This window comes from Pectobacterium punjabense (assembly GCF_012427845.1).
Lineage (GTDB): Bacteria > Pseudomonadota > Gammaproteobacteria > Enterobacterales > Enterobacteriaceae > Pectobacterium > Pectobacterium punjabense.
Genome location: NZ_CP038498.1, coordinates 2,562,256 through 2,580,786, shown reverse-complemented (window position 1 = coordinate 2,580,786; position 18,531 = coordinate 2,562,256). Strand labels below are relative to the sequence as shown.

At 53.1% G+C, this 18,531-nt stretch carries 16 protein-coding genes; 10 read left to right on the top strand and 6 right to left on the bottom strand.

Annotation, left to right across the window (positions count from 1 at the left end; translation table 11 throughout):
- Complete coding sequence (locus E2566_RS11655; RefSeq protein WP_107169651.1) at positions 1 to 975, bottom strand: threo-3-hydroxy-L-aspartate ammonia-lyase; 975 nt, start codon at positions 973 to 975, stop codon at positions 1 to 3.
- A gap of 273 nt (positions 976 to 1,248) precedes the next feature.
- Between E2566_RS11655 and E2566_RS11650 the strand changes: the two genes are divergently transcribed.
- Positions 1,249 to 1,869 (top strand): helix-turn-helix transcriptional regulator, encoded by a 621-nt coding sequence (locus E2566_RS11650; RefSeq protein ID WP_005972267.1) that lies wholly within the window; start codon positions 1,249 to 1,251, stop codon positions 1,867 to 1,869.
- Between the two features lie 14 nt (positions 1,870 to 1,883).
- On the opposite strand, the gene E2566_RS11645 is transcribed toward E2566_RS11650, so the two are convergent.
- On the bottom strand, positions 1,884 to 2,261 hold the full coding sequence (locus tag E2566_RS11645; RefSeq protein ID WP_133169866.1) for a hypothetical protein: 378 nt from the start codon (positions 2,259 to 2,261) through the stop codon (positions 1,884 to 1,886).
- A gap of 356 nt (positions 2,262 to 2,617) precedes the next feature.
- Here E2566_RS11645 and E2566_RS11640 point away from each other — a divergent pair, with 356 nt between their 5' ends.
- Entirely contained in the window at positions 2,618 to 2,866 is a 249-nt protein-coding gene (locus tag E2566_RS11640; protein ID WP_005972245.1) for a GlsB/YeaQ/YmgE family stress response membrane protein, read from the top strand.
- Positions 2,867 to 2,913: 47 nt separating this feature from the next.
- On the opposite strand, the gene E2566_RS11635 is transcribed toward E2566_RS11640, so the two are convergent.
- The 3 genes from E2566_RS11635 to pdxR form a co-directional block, all read right to left on the bottom strand.
- Positions 2,914 to 3,531 (bottom strand): LysE family translocator, encoded by a 618-nt coding sequence (locus tag E2566_RS11635; protein WP_107169649.1) that lies wholly within the window; start codon positions 3,529 to 3,531, stop codon positions 2,914 to 2,916.
- A 124-nt stretch (positions 3,532 to 3,655) separates the two neighbouring features.
- The gene (locus E2566_RS11630; RefSeq protein ID WP_107169648.1) at positions 3,656 to 4,750 is read right to left on the bottom strand and encodes an ABC transporter ATP-binding protein; all 1,095 of its coding nucleotides are present in this window, start codon (positions 4,748 to 4,750) and stop codon (positions 3,656 to 3,658) included.
- Positions 4,751 to 4,941: 191 nt separating this feature from the next.
- Positions 4,942 to 6,435 carry a MocR-like pyridoxine biosynthesis transcription factor PdxR gene (gene pdxR, locus E2566_RS11625; protein ID WP_107169647.1) on the bottom strand — a complete coding sequence of 498 codons (1,494 nt, stop codon included), beginning with the start codon at positions 6,433 to 6,435 and terminating at the stop codon, positions 4,942 to 4,944.
- Positions 6,436 to 6,573: 138 nt separating this feature from the next.
- Here pdxR and E2566_RS11620 point away from each other — a divergent pair, with 138 nt between their 5' ends.
- The 8 genes from E2566_RS11620 (at position 6,574) to E2566_RS11585 (ending at position 16,586) form a co-directional block, all read left to right on the top strand.
- Positions 6,574 to 7,839, top strand: coding sequence for a 4-aminobutyrate--2-oxoglutarate transaminase (locus tag E2566_RS11620; protein ID WP_107169646.1), 1,266 nt, complete (start codon positions 6,574 to 6,576; stop codon positions 7,837 to 7,839).
- Between the two features lie 10 nt (positions 7,840 to 7,849).
- Complete coding sequence (locus E2566_RS11615) at positions 7,850 to 9,322, top strand: NAD-dependent succinate-semialdehyde dehydrogenase (RefSeq protein WP_107169645.1); 1,473 nt, start codon at positions 7,850 to 7,852, stop codon at positions 9,320 to 9,322.
- A 401-nt stretch (positions 9,323 to 9,723) separates the two neighbouring features.
- The gene (locus tag E2566_RS11610) at positions 9,724 to 10,803 is read left to right on the top strand and encodes an ABC transporter substrate-binding protein (RefSeq protein WP_107169692.1); all 1,080 of its coding nucleotides are present in this window, start codon (positions 9,724 to 9,726) and stop codon (positions 10,801 to 10,803) included.
- Positions 10,804 to 10,845: 42 nt separating this feature from the next.
- Positions 10,846 to 12,114, top strand: a complete 1,269-nt coding sequence (locus tag E2566_RS11605; protein ID WP_107169644.1) for an ABC transporter permease — start codon at positions 10,846 to 10,848, stop codon at positions 12,112 to 12,114.
- Between the two features lie 37 nt (positions 12,115 to 12,151).
- Positions 12,152 to 12,970, top strand: a complete 819-nt coding sequence (locus E2566_RS11600; RefSeq protein WP_107169643.1) for an ABC transporter permease — start codon at positions 12,152 to 12,154, stop codon at positions 12,968 to 12,970.
- A gap of 481 nt (positions 12,971 to 13,451) precedes the next feature.
- Positions 13,452 to 14,186, top strand: coding sequence for an SDR family NAD(P)-dependent oxidoreductase (locus tag E2566_RS11595; RefSeq protein ID WP_107169642.1), 735 nt, complete (start codon positions 13,452 to 13,454; stop codon positions 14,184 to 14,186).
- Positions 14,179 to 15,288 carry a phosphotransferase gene (locus E2566_RS11590; RefSeq protein WP_240618639.1) on the top strand — a complete coding sequence of 370 codons (1,110 nt, stop codon included), beginning with the start codon at positions 14,179 to 14,181 and terminating at the stop codon, positions 15,286 to 15,288. Before E2566_RS11595 ends, E2566_RS11590 begins: the two co-directional genes overlap by 8 nt.
- Complete coding sequence (locus tag E2566_RS11585) at positions 15,285 to 16,586, top strand: aspartate aminotransferase family protein (protein WP_107169640.1); 1,302 nt, start codon at positions 15,285 to 15,287, stop codon at positions 16,584 to 16,586. The genes E2566_RS11590 and E2566_RS11585 overlap by 4 nt, the downstream gene beginning before the upstream one ends.
- 34 nt (positions 16,587 to 16,620) lie before the next feature.
- Here E2566_RS11585 and E2566_RS11580 read toward each other — a convergent pair whose 3' ends face one another.
- Positions 16,621 to 18,108 carry a methyl-accepting chemotaxis protein gene (locus E2566_RS11580; RefSeq protein ID WP_234257016.1) on the bottom strand — a complete coding sequence of 496 codons (1,488 nt, stop codon included), beginning with the start codon at positions 18,106 to 18,108 and terminating at the stop codon, positions 16,621 to 16,623.
- Positions 18,109 to 18,531: the final 423 nt, after the last annotated feature.

Sequence of the window (18,531 nt, the reverse complement as noted above, 5' to 3'; positions counted from 1 at the left end):
TCAAGCACTACCGGTCAGAAATGCGCCGTAGCGGCTGATATCGACATTCCCGCCACTGATAATAATACCAATGCGTTTACCGCGTAGCGATTCCCTGAGGTTGCGCGCTGCCGCAAAGCTGAGGCATCCCGTTGGCTCGACGACGATCTTCATGCGCTCGGCGTAAAACCGCATCGCGTCAATCAGGTCGTCATCCGTTACCGTCAGAATATCGTCGACGTTTTGGTGAATCAGAGGGAAGGTATAGTTGCCCAGATGCTGAGTTTGTGCGCCATCGGCGATGGTTTTAGGCGTATCGATATGCACAATGTTGCCGCTGCGGAAAGATTGCTGCCCGTCGTTGCCCGCGAGAGGCTCGACACCATAAATTTTACAGTGTGGAGACAACTGACGAGCAGAAAGTGCAGAGCCTGCCAACAACCCGCCGCCGCCCAGGCAGACGAACAGGGCGTCCAACTCACCGGTTTCTTCCAGCAACTCTTTCGTTGCAGTGCCTTGTCCAGCAATGACGTGCGGGTGGTCGTAAGGGGGAATGAGCGTCAGACCCCGTTTTTCGGCCAGATCTCTACCGATCTGTTCACGATCTTCGGTATATCGATTGTATTCCACCACGTTCCCGCCATAGCCGCGCGTTGCGGCGACCTTTGCCGCTGGGGCATCGTGCGGCATGACAATTGTTGCGGGAATGCCGAGTAATTTGGCAGCCAGCGCGATGGCCTGCGCATGGTTACCAGAAGAAAAGGTGACGACACCAGCGGTTTTCTGCTCGTCGGAAAACTGCAACAGCGCGTTCATCGCGCCGCGAAACTTAAATGCGCCCATGCGCTGAAGGTTTTCACACTTGAAGAAAACCTCAGCGCCAAATGCGTCATCGACGGTACGCGATGTCATGACGGGCGTGTTATTGGCATAGCCGGCAATGCGTTTCGCTGCGGCTACCACATCGTCGAAGGTTGGGAGGCGTAAGTCGCTCATATCTGGATCACCTGCTAGTCGTGATTGTGAATACCGAGGCCGCTGTCCTCGATGCTGTTGAATGCCTGATAAACAAAATATATAAAATTAGATAAATTGTCTAATTTGATTTATCTTCAGATTTTCAGCTTACGTGAGACGCATCGTGTGCTGCTGGGAAAGGGCGAAACGAGAACCCTTCACAGGGCAAGACCGTGGTACTAAAGAAGATGTACTTACAGTACACTCAGCGCCAGAAAACGAGGTTGCGTCGGTTTGGTATTGGAGAGGAATATGTCTGCATCTGGAGAAGGTCTGCTGCTAACGCAGTTAGATGCGATAGCCAAAGGGCTAAGCGAAACGTTCGCGCCATTCTGTGAAGTGGTTGTGCACGATCTGAAGAACCCAGAACACGCGATACTTTCCATTCACAATAACCTCTCCGGTAGGGAGGTGGGTGCGCCCGCGACGGAACTGGGTCTTGCCCGCATCGCCTCGCCCGAATTTCCTAACATTTTGGCGAACTACGCCAACCAGTTTGCGGATGGACGTCCGGTAAAAAGCACTTCGGTCGGCATCAAAAATGCGGAAGGCGACTATGTCGCCGCGCTGTGCCTGAATGTCGACATGACGCTCTTTCGCGGCATGCAGAATGCGCTGGCGCAGTTCACCCAGCTCGCTTCGGACTCCGTAACGGAGCATTTAGAGCCAAATGGTGCCGCGGCGATCAGACAACACATCGATCACTTCGCCGCCCGGCTTGCCACTACGCCACGAGCGCTAAAGGCGCAGGACAGAAAAATCCTGCTTCAGGAACTGAAAGACAGCGGCCTGCTGGAAGTCAAAAAATCCATGGAGACCATCGCACAACACCTCGGCGTATCACGGGCTTCGGTGTATTTGTATGCGAAGTAGGGGTCATTGGGTGCTCAGAGTCGACGTTTATCTGTGGGTTCACGTTGGCTTTTTTGGTGTCTTATCAATTCATCTCGTTCTTCCTTGATTCTTTCTATGTTGGCGATTTCTTCGTAGATCTGCTCCGGTGTGATCCAAACCGGGTTGGGGAGGGATCCAGACCTTGTTTCAATTTTTTGATGGCCATTAACTAATTCCCAGTCATCTGGAAGCGCCACTCGCTGTGCCAGAATGGTGCCGTCTGTCCTGTTAATGGTCGGATTATTCCAATCAGCCATATTGGAATAAGGCCCCCCAGCGAGAATGCGCCCTACGGGGCTATTAGTAGAGATCCAGAGTTCTTTATGGCCCAGTTCTCTCAATACATCTAATGCAATGAATAACTCCATCATATTCTGCCTTTTCGAGTGGGCGGTTTATTTTTTAATAGCAATGTGCTTGGCGGCTTGGTAAAACAGCCTGTTACCAAGCGCTGCCGTATGTGGTAATAAGCGCAATGGGTCAATCCATTTATAAAATCTGATTCACCGTTTTTCCGTGACTTAAATAGTCCGACTAAAGTATAGAAGTAATATGAAAAGTGGTTTGAATAAACGCTTACCCCATCCAATCACTGGATAGGTGTTAGATAGCTACGTCGCCCTCCAACCACCACTTCCTCAATCCTCACCTATACTTGCTTAACTGCCCGATTTGCCAACGAGCGGCAACGTCGGGTGTGGTGAAAATGAAAACGCGAGGAGTAAGTATGGGTATTCTGTCCTGGATTATTTTTGGCTTGATTGCGGGGATTCTGGCTAAGTGGATTATGCCCGGTAAAGACGGCGGCGGATTTATCCTGACGGTGTTGCTTGGGATTGTCGGTGCGGTTGTGGGGGGCTACATCAGCGTTTTCTTTGGGTTCGGCCGGGTGGATGGCTTTAACTTCGGCAGTTTTGTGGTAGCGATTGTCGGCGCGATTGTCGTGCTGTGGGTGTACCGCAAGATTCGAGACTAGTGTTAAAGGCCAGCATTTTCATTCCCGCTTCGGCGGGAATGTTATTTCTAGTGAAAATAAGTTGAGATATAGGGAGAGAGTGTCAGAACAATCAGCACGATCCCGCCACCAATATTGATGCTTTTTTTCAACGCAATAGGGTTGATTCTGCCTGATGAACGGATAAGTAACTGTGCTGAAAATAGCAGCCAGGCCGACATCATCACAATGTGTAGGGTAGCGAGTGTGAGGTAGGACACGAGCGATACCGATGAGGTACCATTGGCACTCACAAACAGTGGTACGATAGTGACATAGAGCAGAATCGCTTTAATATTCAGAACATTTGCCAAATAGGCCTCTTTGATACCCACTCTGCCGCTGTTGCATGAGGTTGTACTTTTCTCTCGTAATCCACTTTCTATCAAACGAAACGCTAAGTAGAGCAAATAGCCTGTACCAATAACGGTAATGGTATGCATGAGCGAGGGGTAAAGGGATAGCAACCCTGTGAGACCAATGCTTGCCAGTAAACTATGCGTATAAATACCCAGCGCAGTACCGATAATAATGCGTGATACAGCGTACATTCCCCCGCTGGCGACATTGTTCATTGCCAGCGTAAAACTTGCTCCGGGAGATAACGTTATCGGGGTTAACGCAATGATAAAGCCCAGTATATCCATAAGGTCGAGAGTTCAGCCCTGTGTCTGTTAGCGAGACTATACAGGAGTGTGGGATGGAAATCAGTGAGACGGGCGCATATCGCGCCCGGTGAATGAGGCAGGAAGGTCGCTAATACGGAAGGGGTTAATGCGTGATGATGCTATCCAGCGCGCGCAGGTGTTCCGGCTGCCACGATAGATTGACCTCAGTGCCAGCTTTCCAGTGCGGTTGAATCTCGCTGGCGGGGAGTTTCACCATAAACTGCGGCTGGCCTGCGACTTCCGTCATCATCCTGACGTGATCGCCAAGATAGATGAACTGCTGAATGCGCGCTTTGACGTGCTGCATGGTGTCGTCGGTATGAGCCGCGTTGACGTGAATACGTTCCGGGCGGATGCAGAGGGTGATTTTACGACCCGGCGAACTGGGGCGGACTTTCAGTGCGCGCAGCGAGGTGCCGTCGTCCAGCGTTGCCCGATAGAACGCGCCTTCGGCCTCGGCGCTGGTGGCGAGCAGCGTATTATTTTCGCCGATAAACTGCGCCACAAAGGCGTTCTCCGGTTTTTCGTAGATATCGCTCGGGCTATCCATCTGCTGAATCACGCCGTCGTTAAACACGGCAACGCGGTTGGACATCGTCATCGCTTCGCTCTGGTCATGGGTGACGTATACCACGGTCAATTCCAGCGACTGATGCAGTTCTTTAATTTCCAGTTGCATATGTTCACGTAGTTGCTTATCCAGCGCGCCCAATGGTTCATCCATCAGTACCAATTTCGGTTCGAAGACCAGTGCGCGAGCCAACGCCACGCGCTGCTGCTGACCGCCGGACATTTGTGCGGGATAGCGATCGGCCAGGCTGGTGAGCTTCACGCGGTCTAATACACGATCGACTTTCTCTTTGATATCGGCACGGTTCAGGCGGCGGATGGACAGCGGGAACGCCAGATTCTCCGTCACGGTCATATGTGGAAACAGTGCGTAGTTCTGAAATACCATGCCGATGTCGCGCTGATGCGGGGGGAGATGGTGCAATGGCGCTTCGCGCAGCAGAATTTCCCCCTGAGTTGGGGTCTCAAATCCGGCGAGCATCATCAAACTGGTGGTTTTTCCCGAACCGGAAGGCCCGAGCAGGGTCAGAAATTCACCTTCGCGGATATCCAGATTCAGGTTTTTGACGATCAGGCGATCGCCGTCGTAGGTTTTCTGAACATTCCTGAAACTGACATAATTTCTCATTTTTCACTCTCCGGCAGTCACTGTTATTCATAAGAATGCATAAACCATGCCGGATGCTGAACGAACAGAAAACACCGCGCGGTAATGCGCTAAAACGCGATTTATCATCACAACGGATGCGCAGTTATGGGGCGTGCAGGGGAAAATGGCACCGTAATGGTGCGAATCGACTCGAATGAAAACGAGGGCTGTCAGACGTCTGAATGGTGGGTATCCAGTGCCTTAATACAGGCCACAATCACGGAAAAAGCCGGCTCCATTTGAGGTTCCTCGACGCTGGCATAGCCCAGTAATAAACCGCGCTGTTGCGTCGGTTGCAGATAATAGCTGGAAAGCGGTTTGACCATCACGCCACGGCGCAGGATCGCGGCACTCAGCACGACATCATCAATGTGGGGCGGTAGGCTAAGCAGCATATGCAGTCCAGCGTTGCTGTTGTCTCCGATGTAAGCCGTTCCCAAATGCTGTTCGATCAGCGACGTCAATAACGAGCGCCGTTTGGCATACAGCAAACGCATGCGGCGGATATGTGCGGCGTAGTGGCCTTCGCGGATAAACTGCGCAAGCGTTGCCTGTGTGAGCCAGTGTCCGCCGCGGTAGAGCTCGGAGTGTGCCGTCTTTAGCGACTGCGCCAGCAGTGGTGGCAACACCATGTAGCTGACGCGTAGGCCGGGGTAGAGCGTTTTGCTGAATGTGCCGATGTAGATCACCGGGGATTGCGACTGGAGTCCTTGTAGCGCGGGGATCGGGCTGCCGGAAAAGCGGAATTCGCTGTCATAATCGTCTTCCACCACCCAGCAACCATGCTCTTGCGCCAGTGCCAACAACCGTTGGCGGCGTGCCAGGCTCATCACCGCGCCCAGTGGATACTGATGTGACGGTGTCACGCAAATCAGGCGCGGTGCGGTATCGGACGAAAGCGTTTCCGGCGGTGCCAGACCCTGTTCATCGACATCAATAGGAGCAACGCGTAGGCCGTTGATCGTCAGGACATTACGAATCCCCCAGTAGCAGGGATCTTCAATCCATGCCAAATCACCGGGGTTGCACAGCATTTTAGCCAACAGATCCATTGCCTGATGGGTGCCTTCGGTAATCAGAACCTGTTCCGGCGTACACTCGACGGAACGGGCGACACGTAGATAATCCACCAGTGCCAACTGAAGTTCGGGACAGCCGCCAATGGGCGAGTAAGAAAGTTGTTCAGGACGAACGCGCCGTGTCAGACGCGTCTGAATCCGCCGCCATAAATCATGCGGGAAGCTGGCGATATCAGGGATGCCGGGCATAAATGCCCCCCATTGGCGAATGGAAGCCCCGGCATAACCCAGCAGATGCATCCCGCGGCGGGAAAGCTCATGTTTAGGCTCTCGTATTTCCCCCGCATTACCGCTGCTCACCTGCAGCATATTGCCATCGGGTAACTGTTCCGTGACGAAGGTTCCGCTTCCTTTGCGTGCGTCAATATAGCCTTCTGCCAGTAGCTGCTCGTAAGCCGTCAACACGGTATTGCGTGACAGCGACAGCTGCTGCGCCAGATCGCGTGACGACGGCAGGCGTTCACCAGCGGTAATGGCACCATCAAGAATCGCCAGCCGAATGCTGTCGTACAAACGCTTGTTTAGCGCACCGTCCTGCTGGTTGGCCAAACGTTGAAGCAATAAGTCGGTCAGGAGTGAGCGCAAAAGTGGACCCTTCAAATATTCAAAACTGGCACTGGATTATAGAACCATCTCGCGTCTAAATAACATCATCATCTTGCAACTACACTAACAGTCATCATTCAACGACTAACAGATGTGTTTAGGATACCGGAGCCGATCATGAAGAATAGCGAACTGAATCAACGCCGTCTGGCCGCCACGCCGCGTGGTGTGGGCGTCATGTGTGATTTCTATGCTGAGCGTGCGGAAAACAGCACCCTATGGGATGTTGAAGGGCGAGAGTTTATCGATTTCGCCGCCGGGATTGCGGTACTGAACACCGGGCATCGTCACCCGAAAATTGTCGCTGCGGTGCGTGAACAACTGGATCGCTTTACCCATACGGCCTATCAGATTGTACCTTACGGCAGCTACGTTACGCTGGCTGAGCGTATTAACGCGCTGGCACCCATTCAAGGCGCGGCAAAAACCACGTTCTTTACCACCGGCGCCGAAGCGGTGGAAAACGCGGTGAAAATCGCCCGTGCTTACACCAAACGCCCCGGCGTGATCGCCTTCAACGCGGCGTTTCACGGCCGCACGTTGCTGACTATGACGCTGACGGGCAAAGTGGCTCCGTACTCAACGGGATTTGGCCCGTTCCCCGGTTCCATTTTTCACGCGCTTTACCCGAATGAAAAGAGTGGCATCACCGTTGAACAGGCACTGGAAAGCGTCGAACGTTTGATGCATACCGACATCGCTGCCGATCAAGTTGCCGCGATTATTTTGGAGCCGGTTCAGGGTGAAGGCGGATTTCACGTCGCGCCCCCTGCCTTTATTAGCGGGCTGCGCACGCTGTGCGACGAGCATGGCATTCTGCTGATTGCCGATGAGGTACAGACCGGATTTGCCCGTACCGGTAAACTGTTTGCGATGGAGTATTATACTGAGAAAGCGGATCTGATCACCATGGCGAAAAGCCTGGGCGGCGGTTTCCCGATCTCTGGTGTGGTCGGCCGTGCTGAGGTAATGGATGCACCATCGCCGGGCGGGCTGGGCGGTACCTATGCGGGCAACCCGCTGGCGGTGGCTTCCGCGCTGGCGGTATTGGATGTGATTGAAGCAGAAAAATTGTGCCAACGGGCGCAGCGGCTGGGTGCCGCGCTGGTCGAAACGCTGGAAAAAGTGAAAGCGCAGTGTCCGGCACTGGTGGCGATTCGTGCACAAGGATCGATGGTCGCGGCTGAATTTAGCGATCCGAACACGGGTAAACCCTCGGCAGAGATTACCCGCCAATTTCAGAAAAGCGCGTTAGAAGCGGGCTTGCTGCTGCTGACCTGCGGTGTACATGGCAACGTGATTCGTTTCCTGTATCCGCTGACGGTTCCCGATGAGCAGTTCAGCAAGGCGATGAACATCCTGACGCGCGTATTAACACAATAGAAGAGATGCTATGCAACTGAAACAGTCTATTTCACTGAAACAACAAACATTATTCCGTCAACACTGCCTGATTGACGGCGAGTGGCAAGACAGCCCAAACGGTGAACGTCTGGATGTCACTAATCCGGCGACGGGTGAGGTGTTGGGTAGCGTGCCGCTCGTGACGGTGTCACAAACTGAGCTGGCGATTGCTGCTGCGGAACGGGCGTTGGTTGAGTGGCGTAAGAAGACGGGAAAAGAACGTGCGGCGCTGTTGCAGGCATGGGCGCGTCTGATTATGGACAATCAGGACGATCTGGCTGCGTTGCTGACGGCGGAACAGGGAAAACCATTGGCGGAAGCGCGCGGTGAAATTGCCTACGCCACCAGTTTTATCGACTGGTTTGCGGAAGAAGCCAAACGCATTGAAGGCAGCGTATTGCAATCGCCGCAGGGGCAACAGCGCTTGATGGTGATTAAGCAGCCCATCGGCGTGTGTGCCGCGATAACGCCGTGGAATTTCCCGGCGGCGATGATTACCCGTAAAGTCGGCCCCGCACTGGCGGCGGGCTGTACGATGATCGTTAAACCTGCCGAGCAGACGCCGTTTACCGCGCTGGCGCTGGCGGAACTGGCGCAGCAGGCGGGTATTCCGCGCGGTGTGTTACAGGTCATTGTCGGTGATGCGCAGTCAGTGGGTAAGGTGCTGTGCGATAGCCCGGTGGTGCGCAAGCTGAGCTTCACCGGCTCTACGGAAGTGGGCCGTATCCTGATGGCGCAGAGCGCGCCGACGGTGAAAAAACTCTCGTTGGAATTAGGTGGCAACGCGCCGTTTATCGTGTTCGATGATGCCGATGTGGATCAGGCGGTGAAAGGCATTCTGGCCTCCAAGTTCCGCAATAGCGGGCAGACTTGCGTCTGTGCTAACCGAATCTATGTGCAGAATGGGATTTACCCAACGCTGGTAGAACGACTGCTCGAAGAAGTGCGTAAATTAAACGTAGGCGACGGTACGCAGCCGGGTGTGACACAGGGGCCGCTGATTGATGCCGATGCGGTTAGCAAAGTTGAGCAACATATTGCCGATGCGTTATCGCACGGCGCGACGCTACTGCTGGGTGGCAAACGTCATGAGCGAGGAGGCACGTTCTTCACGCCAACCATTGTCGGTGAGGTGACCCGCGAGATGCGTTTCGCTCGTGAAGAGACGTTCGGGCCCGTTGCACCACTGTTCCGCTTCAGTGACGAAGCCGAGGTGATTGCAATGGCGAATGATACCGAATTCGGGCTGGCCGCTTATGTCTACACGCGCGATGCCGTGCGTCAGTGGACGGTGCCGGAAGCGCTGGATTACGGCATGGTTGGCATCAATACCGGGCTGATTTCGAATGAAGTTGCGCCGTTTGGTGGCGTAAAACAGTCTGGGCTGGGACGCGAAGGCTCACGTTTCGGTATTGAAGACTATCTGGAAATGAAATATCTCTGCGTCGATCTTTCTCGGTAAATTGTTGTCCCGATAGTCGATGAAAGTGCGTGTCGGCAACCCACGCTGGCACGCACACAGCAAACGCGCAATGCGTCTGGGTGGTGCAGAGATAGGCTGGCTTGCACCACGATATGGCAAAAATGGCGAAATACAACCAGGGCAACATGTTGACTGCATAACCTTGTTGTTTCTCAGCACCGTTCCCGCCGTCGTTTTAGTAAAACATCAATAAAATTTTTGTATTGGCACAGTTTATGCTCATCTCTTTTTGCATAATTATGCTGATGCATCATGCATCAAAAGTACAGTGCACGAAAATAGAGTACGCAAAATAGTGATACGCATTTGACCGTTACGTTGACTACCACTCCAGGAGCGAAACTATGTCTATATTCAAGCCCATGTCTATATTCAAGCCCATGTCCAAACTTAGCAGCAACGCCAAAGCGAAAGGCCGCTTCAACCGTCCGGTACTGAAGAAAATAGCGGCCACGGCTTTTCTGGTGACGATGGCCTGTCAGGCGCAGGCGGAGTCCGTCACGGTGATCTCATTCGGCGGATTAAACAAGGATGCGCAGGATAAGGCGTTTTACAAACCGTTCGCCGCTGCGGGTAAAGGCACGGTGGAAGCCGGTGAGTATAACGGTGAAATGGCACGTATCCGGGCAATGGTAGAAACCGGGCAGGTGGGATGGGACGTCGTGGAAGTCGAAGGCCCTGAGCTGATGCGCGGTTGTAGCGAAGGCCTGTTTGAACCGCTTGACTGGTCAAAGCTTGGCGACCCATCCCAGTTTGTCAAAGGTGCTGTCACTGAATGCGGCGCGGGGATCTTCCTGTGGTCAACCGTCTTGACCTACAACGCAGCGAAACTGAAACAGGCGCCGAAAAGCTGGGCCGACTTCTGGAATGTGAAAGATTACTCCGGTAAGCGTGCGTTGCGTAAAAGCGCCAAATTTACGCTGGAAATCGCGCTGTTGGCCGATGGTGTGAAGCGTGAAGATCTCTACACGGTGCTGGCGACGCCAGAGGGCGTCGATCGTGCCTTTAAGAAACTGGATCAGATCAAATCCAATATTCAGTGGTGGGAATCCGGCGCTCAGCCGCTGCAATGGTTGGTGTCCGGCGATGTGGTAATGACCTCTGCCTATAACGGCCGCGTCGCAGCGGCGCAGAAAGAAGGGCATGACTTCAAGATTGTCTGGGCCGACAGTATTTACGATCTGGATAGCTGGGCGATCGTCAAAGGCTCCAAACACAAGGCGCTGGCGGAGCAGTTTATTGCGTTTGCCAACCAGCCGGAAAACCAGAAAGTGTTCGCTGAGAACATTCCATATGGCCCGACGCACGTCAAAACCACCAGCCTGCTGGCTCCTGCTGTTGCCGCCAATTTACCGACCGCACCGGATAATCTGGCACAGGCTTTGCAGGTCGACACTGAGTTTTGGATCGATCACGGTGAAGAGCTGGAGCAACGCTTTAACGCCTGGGCCGCCCAATAAGATCGCAGTGATTTACCGTACGTGATGATGGAGAAAGTGCCTATGTCCCAGAGCGAAATCGTCGCCTCTGCACCGCCTGTCGGGAGCGAGGAAAATGCGACACTGAAACAGCAACTGTGGATCGCGCAGAAAGCCTATAAGAAAAGCTCTTTGCTGCTAATTGCACCGCTGTTTCTGTTTATCGTGGTGAGCTTTTTGTTCCCAATCACCTCGATTTTGGGAAAAAGCGTCTCCAACCCGGAATTGCGCGACAACATGCCGCAGACCATTGCCGCGATGCGGCTTTGGTCGGGCAACAATGCGCCGGATGAGGCGGTCTTTCGGGCGCTGGTCAGCGATCTGCGCGATGCTCGCAGCAGTGGCAAGCTAAGTACGATAACTAAACGATTGGGGTATGAAGGAGCGGAATATCGCACGCTGATTACCCGTACATTGCGCAAGCTGCCCGCGGAGGGCAGCAGTGATGTACGTGACCAACTGATACGTGAGCAGCCGATGTGGGGGGTATTGGCGACCTGGCAAACGTTCGATCGCGCCGCGCGGCCTTTTACCAGCTATTATCTGCTGGCGGTGTTTGACCATAAAGTCGATGCCACGACCCAGCAAATCATCCCGCAGCCTGCCGATCAGTCACTGTATGTCGATGTGCTGCTGCGTACGTTGCTGATGGCGGGCGTGGTAACGCTGCTGTGCGTGGGGCTAGGGTATCCGCTAGCGTACTGGCTGGCAAAACAGCCATCTAACCGTGCTAACCTGTTACTGATTTTGGTCTTGCTGCCGTTCTGGACATCGCTGATTGTACGGACGGCAAGCTGGATTGTGCTATTGCAGTCTGGCGGGCTGATCAACCGCTCGCTGATTAACATTGGCATTATCGACGAACCGCTGGTGCTGGTATTCAACCGCATCGGTGTCTATATCTCGATGACTCACATTCTGCTGCCATTCTTCATTCTGCCGTTATACGCGGTGATGAAAGGCATTTCCCCGAATTATGTACGTGCGGCGATCTCGCTGGGTGCGCATCCCTTTATTGCGTTCTGGCGGGTTTACGTGCCGCAAACGTATGCGGGTGTGACGGCGGGGGCGCTGCTGGTCTTCATGATGGCGATTGGTTACTACATTACGCCCGCATTGCTGGGGGGGCCAAGTGACCAGATGCTGAGCTACTTTGTTGCGTTCTTCACCAATACCACCATGAACTGGGGAATGGCAGCGGCATTGGGTACGCAACTGCTGATCATCGTGACGCTACTGTATGTGGTCTATATCCGCGTGACGCGCACCAATGCGGAAGCGGCGGCGCATTAAGCGCGATATCCATAACCTTATTCTGGGGAGATAACCAATGAGACAGCAGGGTGAAGTGGGTATCCGTCTGTGGAACACGTTCTTTAATTTCTACGGGGCGGCGATGCTGTTGTTTTTAATCATCCCCGTGTTGGTGATTGTTCCGCTCTCGTTTAATGCGGGGTCGTTTTTGAGCTATCCGCTGACGGGATTTTCCCTACGTTGGTATCGCGAGTTTTTTAGCTCTAGCGAGTGGCTGGGGGCGCTGGGCAACAGCCTGTTGATTGCGCCGCTGGCAACGTTACTGGCAACGGTGCTCGGCGTACTGGCCTCGGTCGGGCTGGTGCGCGGTGAATTTCGCGGTAAATCGCTGGTGATGGCGGTACTGATTTCGCCGATGATTGCGCCGGTGGTGATTGTTGCGGTCGGGATGTTTTTCTTCTTTGCCAAGCTGTCGCTGCTAAATAGCTATTTAGGACTGGTCTTGGCGCATGCGATGTTGGGCGTGCCGTTCGTAGTGATTACGGTCACGGCGGTGTTGAAGAACTACGATCACAACCTGACGCGGGCGGCTGCCAGTCTGGGGGCATCACCGCTGCTGGCTTTCCGCAAGGTAACGTTTCCGCTGATTGCGCCGGGGGTATTTTCCGGGGCGCTTTTTGCCTTCGCGACGTCGTTTGACGAGGTGATCGTCACACTGTTTCTCGCCAGCCCACGCCAGCGCACGCTGCCGCTACAGATGTTTGCTGGCATCCGTGAGAATCTCGACCCAACGATAGCCGCCGCTGCCACCATGATGGTCGGTGCCGCGCTTGTACTACTGATCGTAATGGAGATCCTGCGCCGCCGTTCGGAGCGATTAAGAAGTGGGAGTTAATCTGGCGCACGTAGGGTATGCGTTATGTTTCGTGCGTGTTGGCATCTTATTTCAGTTTTTTACACACAAATACCGCAGTTTATGATGGTTTTTACTGTTATCCGGCGTAAGAAATTATGCTGAGGAGATATCAGGCTTAGGATGAGCCGCATGGATGCGGCGAAAGCTTGCGCCACGTAGGGAACGTGTCGCAAGCGGTTCGTTAAGTCTGATACCGACGAAGGCATCGCGCAGCGATATAATTAGCGTCGAAAAAGCCAGTGGTCAAGGCGCTGCGGCGATTGAGCGCGCCTTGTCGGGCGTGTGATGAAGTCACAGAGAAATAGCGCTACTAATACGCACGAAACTTTCACATTAGGATGTATGTATTCGTAAAAAGATTAGATTTCGCTGAAATTTTCTTCAGCTTTTTTTAAAACCCAATTTATGATGCATCAAACACCATTTTGATGCGTGTGTACAAAGGCTCAGGAGGTACGGTATGACTGCGCAAAAAACGTTACTGCTGACCGGTGCCAGCCGGGGGATTGGACATGCTACCGTTAAGCATTTCCACGCGGCAGGGTGGAGGATCTTTACCGCTTCACGTCAGAACTGGGCAGAAGAGTGCCCGTGGGCGGAAAAGTTACTCAATCATATTCATCTCGATTTGGAAGACATCGATAGCCTGCAACAGACGCTGCCGCTGATTAAGGAAAAGCTAGGCGGTCGCCTGGATGCGCTGGTTGATAACGCAGGGATTTCGCCAAAGGGTGAAGGAGGGCAACGTCTGGGCATATGCGATACGGACTATGCCACCTGGCTGCGCGTTTTCAACGTCAACCTCTTCTCCAGTGCGCTGCTGGCAAACGGTTTGTTCGATGAACTCAAAGCATCACAGGGATGCATCATCAATGTGACCTCGATTGCGGGGTCGCGTGTGCATCCCTTTGCCGGCGTTGCCTACGCTACCTCAAAAGCGGCGCTATCTGCGTTGACGCGAGAAATGGCGTTTGATTTTGGTCCACACGGCGTTCGCGTCAACGCGATTGCGCCGGGAGAAATTGAAACCTCGATACTGTCACCGGGTACGGATGACATTATTGCGCGGCAGGTGCCGATGCAGCGTTTAGGTAAACCCGAAGAAGTGGCAAGTTTGATCTATTTTCTTTGTACCTCCGGTGCTTCTTACGTCAATGGTGCAGAAATCCATATTAATGGAGGACAGCATGTCTGATGTTTCCCCCATGTTGCAATGTCCAGCCTCTAACCAGCCGGTATTTGCCGAGGCTTTACCACACGATGATGAGTTAATGACGCAGCCTGTACCGCAGGTTTCCTGCCAGCAGGCGTTGGCGATTGCACAGCAAGAATATGACCTATTCGGGCAGATGACCCTGCTTCAGGGCGAACGTGATATGAATTTCTGCCTGACGGTCACGCCAGACGAACGCTATATGCTGAAAGTGATCAACGCGGCGGAACCCGCCGGCGTCAGCGATTTCCAAACTTCATTATTGTTGCATCTGGCTAGTCATGCGCCTGAACTGCCTGTGCCGCGTATCAGGTTGACAAAAAATGGTCGGGCAGAAACAGGCGTTGAGATTGGTGGCGAACTGCTGCGTGTGCGGCTGGTGAGCTATCTGGCAGGCGTGCCGCAGCATCTGGTCACATCTTCAACGGCGCTGATGCCGCAGTTGGGGAGTACGTTGGCGCAGTTGGATAATGCACTTCACCGCTTTACACATCTGGCGGCAAACCGTTCGCTGCTGTGGGATATCAGCCGGGCGGATCAGGTGCGTCCTTACCTCGATTTCGTGTTTGAACCCCAGCAGTATCAGCATCTTCAGCGTATTTTTGACCGCTATGACAGCCACGTAGCCCCTGAGTTGGCGACGCTGCGCCGTCAGGTCATTCATAACGATCTTAATCCGCATAATGTGCTGGTGAGCCGTTCGTCGCCGACGCGGGTGACCGGCATTATCGATTTTGGCGATGCCGTGTTCGCCCCGTTAATCTGCGAAGTGGCGACCGCACTGGCGTATCAGGTTGGTGAGGGGCAGGATCTGTTGGAGCATGTTCTGCCGTTTGTTGCGGCGTATCACCAACATATGCCATTAACGCCGGGGGAGATCGCGCTGCTGCCGGATCTGATCGCGACCCGCATGGCGCTGACGCTAACTATTGCGCAGTGGCGCGCATCACGCTACCCCGACAATCGAGAGTATCTGTTACGTAATGTGCCGCGCAGTTGGCACAGCTTACAGCGCATGATGACCTATTCCCATGCGCAGTTTGTGACTCGTCTACAGCAGGCTTGCCAGGAGAACGTACGATGAATCAGAGTGGAGTGATGTCTGAAATGATTGCGACAGATGCGTTGTTGGCACGCCGCCAGCGGGTGCTGGGTAGTGGTTACCGCCTGTTTTATGAAGAGCCGCTACACGTTGTGCGCGGCGAGGGCGTATGGCTGTTCGATCATCAGGGAAAACGTTATCTGGATGTTTATAACAATGTGGCCTCAGTCGGGCATTGCCATCCGGCAGTGGTTGAGGCGATGGCGTGGCAGAGCGCACAGCTCAATACTCACACACGTTATTTGCACCCTGCAATTGTCGATTTTGCGGAAGATTTGCTGAGCGAATTTCCCGCCGAGCTGAACAATGTGATGCTGACCTGCACCGGCAGTGAGGCTAACGATCTGGCGCTGCGCATCGCTCGACATGTTACGGGGGGAACGGGTGTCCTGGTGACGCGTTGGGCGTATCACGGCGTGACCAGTGCGCTGGCGGAACTGTCACCGTCGTTGGGGGAGGGTGTGGTGCGGGGGGATCATGTGAAGCTGATCGATGCGCCGGATACCTATCGCCAGCCCGGTGCATTTCTTACCAGTATTCGTGATGCGCTGGCACAGATGCAACAAGAAGGGATTCGTCCTGCTGCACTGTTGGTGGACACCATTTTTTCCAGCGACGGGGTGTTCTGTGCGCCGAAAGGCGAAATGGCGCAGGCGGCGGCGCTGATTCGTCAGGCGGGTGGGCTGTTTATTGCGGATGAGGTGCAGCCGGGCTTTGGACGCACTGGAGAATCGCTGTGGGGCTTTGCGCGTCATGGCGTCGTCCCGGATTTAGTGAGTTTAGGGAAGCCGATGGGCAACGGACACCCGATCGCCGGATTGGTGGGGCGTTCCGCGCTGTTCGATGCTTTCGGACGCGATGTGCGCTATTTCAACACCTTCGGCGGTAATCCGGTGTCCTGTCAGGCGGCGCACGCGGTGCTGCGGGTGATTCGGGAAGAGCGGTTGCAGCAGAATGCCCAGCGGGTCGGCGACTATTTGCGTCAAGGGCTACAATTGCTGGCGCAGGATTTTCCACTCATTGGTGATATTCGGGCTTACGGTCTGTTTATCGGGGTGGAGTTGGTCAGCGATCGCGAAAGTAAATCTCCGGCAACTGAATCTGCGTTGCAGGTGGTGAACGCGATGCGTCAGCGTGGTGTGCTGATCAGTGCGACAGGGCCTGCGGCGAACGTGCTGAAAATTCGTCCACCGCTGGTGTTTCTGGAAGAACATGCCGATGTGTTTTTAACCACGCTGAGCGACGTATTAGCGATAATCGACGCCCGCGCGCGCGGGTAAGCGATTGCGCGGGGCGGTGAAAAAAAGAGGGGCGTTAGATACGGAACGCGGCAACGGCATGGCTGAGTTCACCCGCCCGCTCGGACAGCGAACCCGCGGCAGCGGCGGCTTCGTTAACCAGCGCGGCGTTTTGCTGCGTGACGGTTTCCATCTGTGAAATGGCGGTATTAATCTGCCCAATCCCCAGACTTTGCTCATTACTGGCAGTGGAAATTTCGGTTACGAGCGATGCCACACGTTTTATGTCTTCCACCACGCTCTGAATCGTACTGCCCGCATCGATGACGACAGCATGGCCGAGCGTTGCCTGTTCGACGGACGTCCCGATCAGGCTTTTAATCTCTTTGGCCGCATTTGCACTGCGTTGTGCCAAAGTGCGGACTTCACCGGCAACGACCGCAAAGCCTCGTCCCTGTTCTCCCGCGCGAGCGGCCTCCACGGCGGCGTTCAACGCGAGGATGTTGGTTTGAAACGCGATACCGTCGATTACGCTGATAATATTGGTGATTTTTTCTGCGGATGACACCATGGTTTGCATCGCTGATGTGACATCACCCATCATCTTGCCTCCATCAACAGCGCGTTGCGAAGCGGTTGTCGCCAACTGACTGGCGTGGGCGGCGTGGGTCGCATTCTGCTTGACGGAGGAGGTCATCTGTTCCATTGATGCTGCGGTTTCTTCCAGTGAACTGGCCTGCTGCTCGGTGCGGGAGGAGAGATCGATATTGCCGCTGCTAATCTGGCTGGATGCGGTTGCGATAATATCGGCGTTGCTGTGTACGCGCTCTACGATATCCGTCAGATTCAGCACCATTTCTCGTAGTGCGGTTTGCAACTGTCCCATTTCATCGCGCGAGGTAATGGCGATACGATGCGTCAGATCGCCACTCGCCACTTTTCTTGCCAAATCTACGGCATGCTTTATCGGCACGGCAATTGACATAATCAACCGCCAGCCTGATAACGCAACGATGATTATTCCCGCCAAAAGGATAATCACCACGGAGAATAATATTTTATTGAAACTACTTTGTGATTCGGAATAGAGTTCCTGGCCAACATCAGATTGTAATTTAATCAACTGGTCGGCAATTTTTTGCAGGGGTTCATATTCGCTTTTTAGTGTGTGATTGATAATATACTCTAATGCGTTCGTGTCATTTTTTTGTATTGCATTAATGGCGGGAATAACCGCTTTTTCATTGTACTGTTTGTATAAAACGGCAAATTGTTCTTCTAAGGTTTTTTCTTCGCCTGTTAAATAAGTCTTACTGTATAAGTCCCATTGCGCGTCATAAATTTTTTGTGCTTCTGCGATGTGCGCCAGTCCAGCTCTGACATTGTTTGGCTGCGAGAGATCAACGCTGGCAATTTCAAACATCACGTTGTTTACCTGTCTGGTGATATTATCCAGATAGCCCAGTGCGATCAGCCGATCTTGATACAGCGTTTTTATCGATTGATTGGTATTATTTATGCCAAACAAACCGGTAACAGAGACAACCAAAAGCAATAATGCCATTAACAACATAACCGAAATTAATTTAAGTTTAATGCTCATAAGTACCTCTAAATGACTCCCGAATAAGGAGCGGTATTTTTATATCGACGGGAGAAAGAGAAGGTTTATGTTGAGATTAACTAAAATTTAAAAATGGCATGAAGGGGCTTGCGATAGCAGTTGTTTACATTGATTTACAAACTGTTCAATATTCTATGCTGACTGGTTGGTAATAATTAAAATATTATCCTAGCCGGAAAGTTACCGTTACAGCTAAGTGAATAAAATAATCGTTAAGGTAATGCCATGAAGCCCGTTTTTTTACGCCATGGTATCGTCATTGTGATTATTTTAAAAAAACAACATGGTTGTTTTTTAATAAAAATGAAACAATACGAAGGATGACGATAATAGTAAGAATGATAAATTTCCGTTATTAATTTT

What these genes read in the sequence shown, in the direction of transcription:
- E2566_RS11580 (WP_234257016.1), bottom strand. Translation starts at nt 18,108, where the DNA reads ATGGCATTATTGCTTTTGGTTGTCTCTGTTACCGGTTTGTTTGGCATA.
- E2566_RS11645 (WP_133169866.1), bottom strand. Translation starts at nt 2,261, where the DNA reads ATGATGGAGTTATTCATTGCATTAGATGTATTGAGAGAACTGGGCCAT.
- E2566_RS11635 (WP_107169649.1), bottom strand. Translation starts at nt 3,531, where the DNA reads ATGGATATACTGGGCTTTATCATTGCGTTAACCCCGATAACGTTATCT.
- E2566_RS11585 (WP_107169640.1), top strand. Translation starts at nt 15,285, where the DNA reads ATGAATCAGAGTGGAGTGATGTCTGAAATGATTGCGACAGATGCGTTG.
- E2566_RS11620 (WP_107169646.1), top strand. Translation starts at nt 6,574, where the DNA reads ATGAAGAATAGCGAACTGAATCAACGCCGTCTGGCCGCCACGCCGCGT.
- E2566_RS11595 (WP_107169642.1), top strand. Translation starts at nt 13,452, where the DNA reads ATGACTGCGCAAAAAACGTTACTGCTGACCGGTGCCAGCCGGGGGATT.
- E2566_RS11590 (WP_240618639.1), top strand. Translation starts at nt 14,179, where the DNA reads ATGTCTGATGTTTCCCCCATGTTGCAATGTCCAGCCTCTAACCAGCCG.
- E2566_RS11600 (WP_107169643.1), top strand. Translation starts at nt 12,152, where the DNA reads ATGAGACAGCAGGGTGAAGTGGGTATCCGTCTGTGGAACACGTTCTTT.
- E2566_RS11655 (WP_107169651.1), bottom strand. Translation starts at nt 975, where the DNA reads ATGAGCGACTTACGCCTCCCAACCTTCGACGATGTGGTAGCCGCAGCG.
- E2566_RS11650 (WP_005972267.1), top strand. Translation starts at nt 1,249, where the DNA reads ATGTCTGCATCTGGAGAAGGTCTGCTGCTAACGCAGTTAGATGCGATA.
- E2566_RS11640 (WP_005972245.1), top strand. Translation starts at nt 2,618, where the DNA reads ATGGGTATTCTGTCCTGGATTATTTTTGGCTTGATTGCGGGGATTCTG.
- E2566_RS11610 (WP_107169692.1), top strand. Translation starts at nt 9,724, where the DNA reads ATGTCCAAACTTAGCAGCAACGCCAAAGCGAAAGGCCGCTTCAACCGT.
- E2566_RS11605 (WP_107169644.1), top strand. Translation starts at nt 10,846, where the DNA reads ATGTCCCAGAGCGAAATCGTCGCCTCTGCACCGCCTGTCGGGAGCGAG.
- E2566_RS11615 (WP_107169645.1), top strand. Translation starts at nt 7,850, where the DNA reads ATGCAACTGAAACAGTCTATTTCACTGAAACAACAAACATTATTCCGT.
- E2566_RS11630 (WP_107169648.1), bottom strand. Translation starts at nt 4,750, where the DNA reads ATGAGAAATTATGTCAGTTTCAGGAATGTTCAGAAAACCTACGACGGC.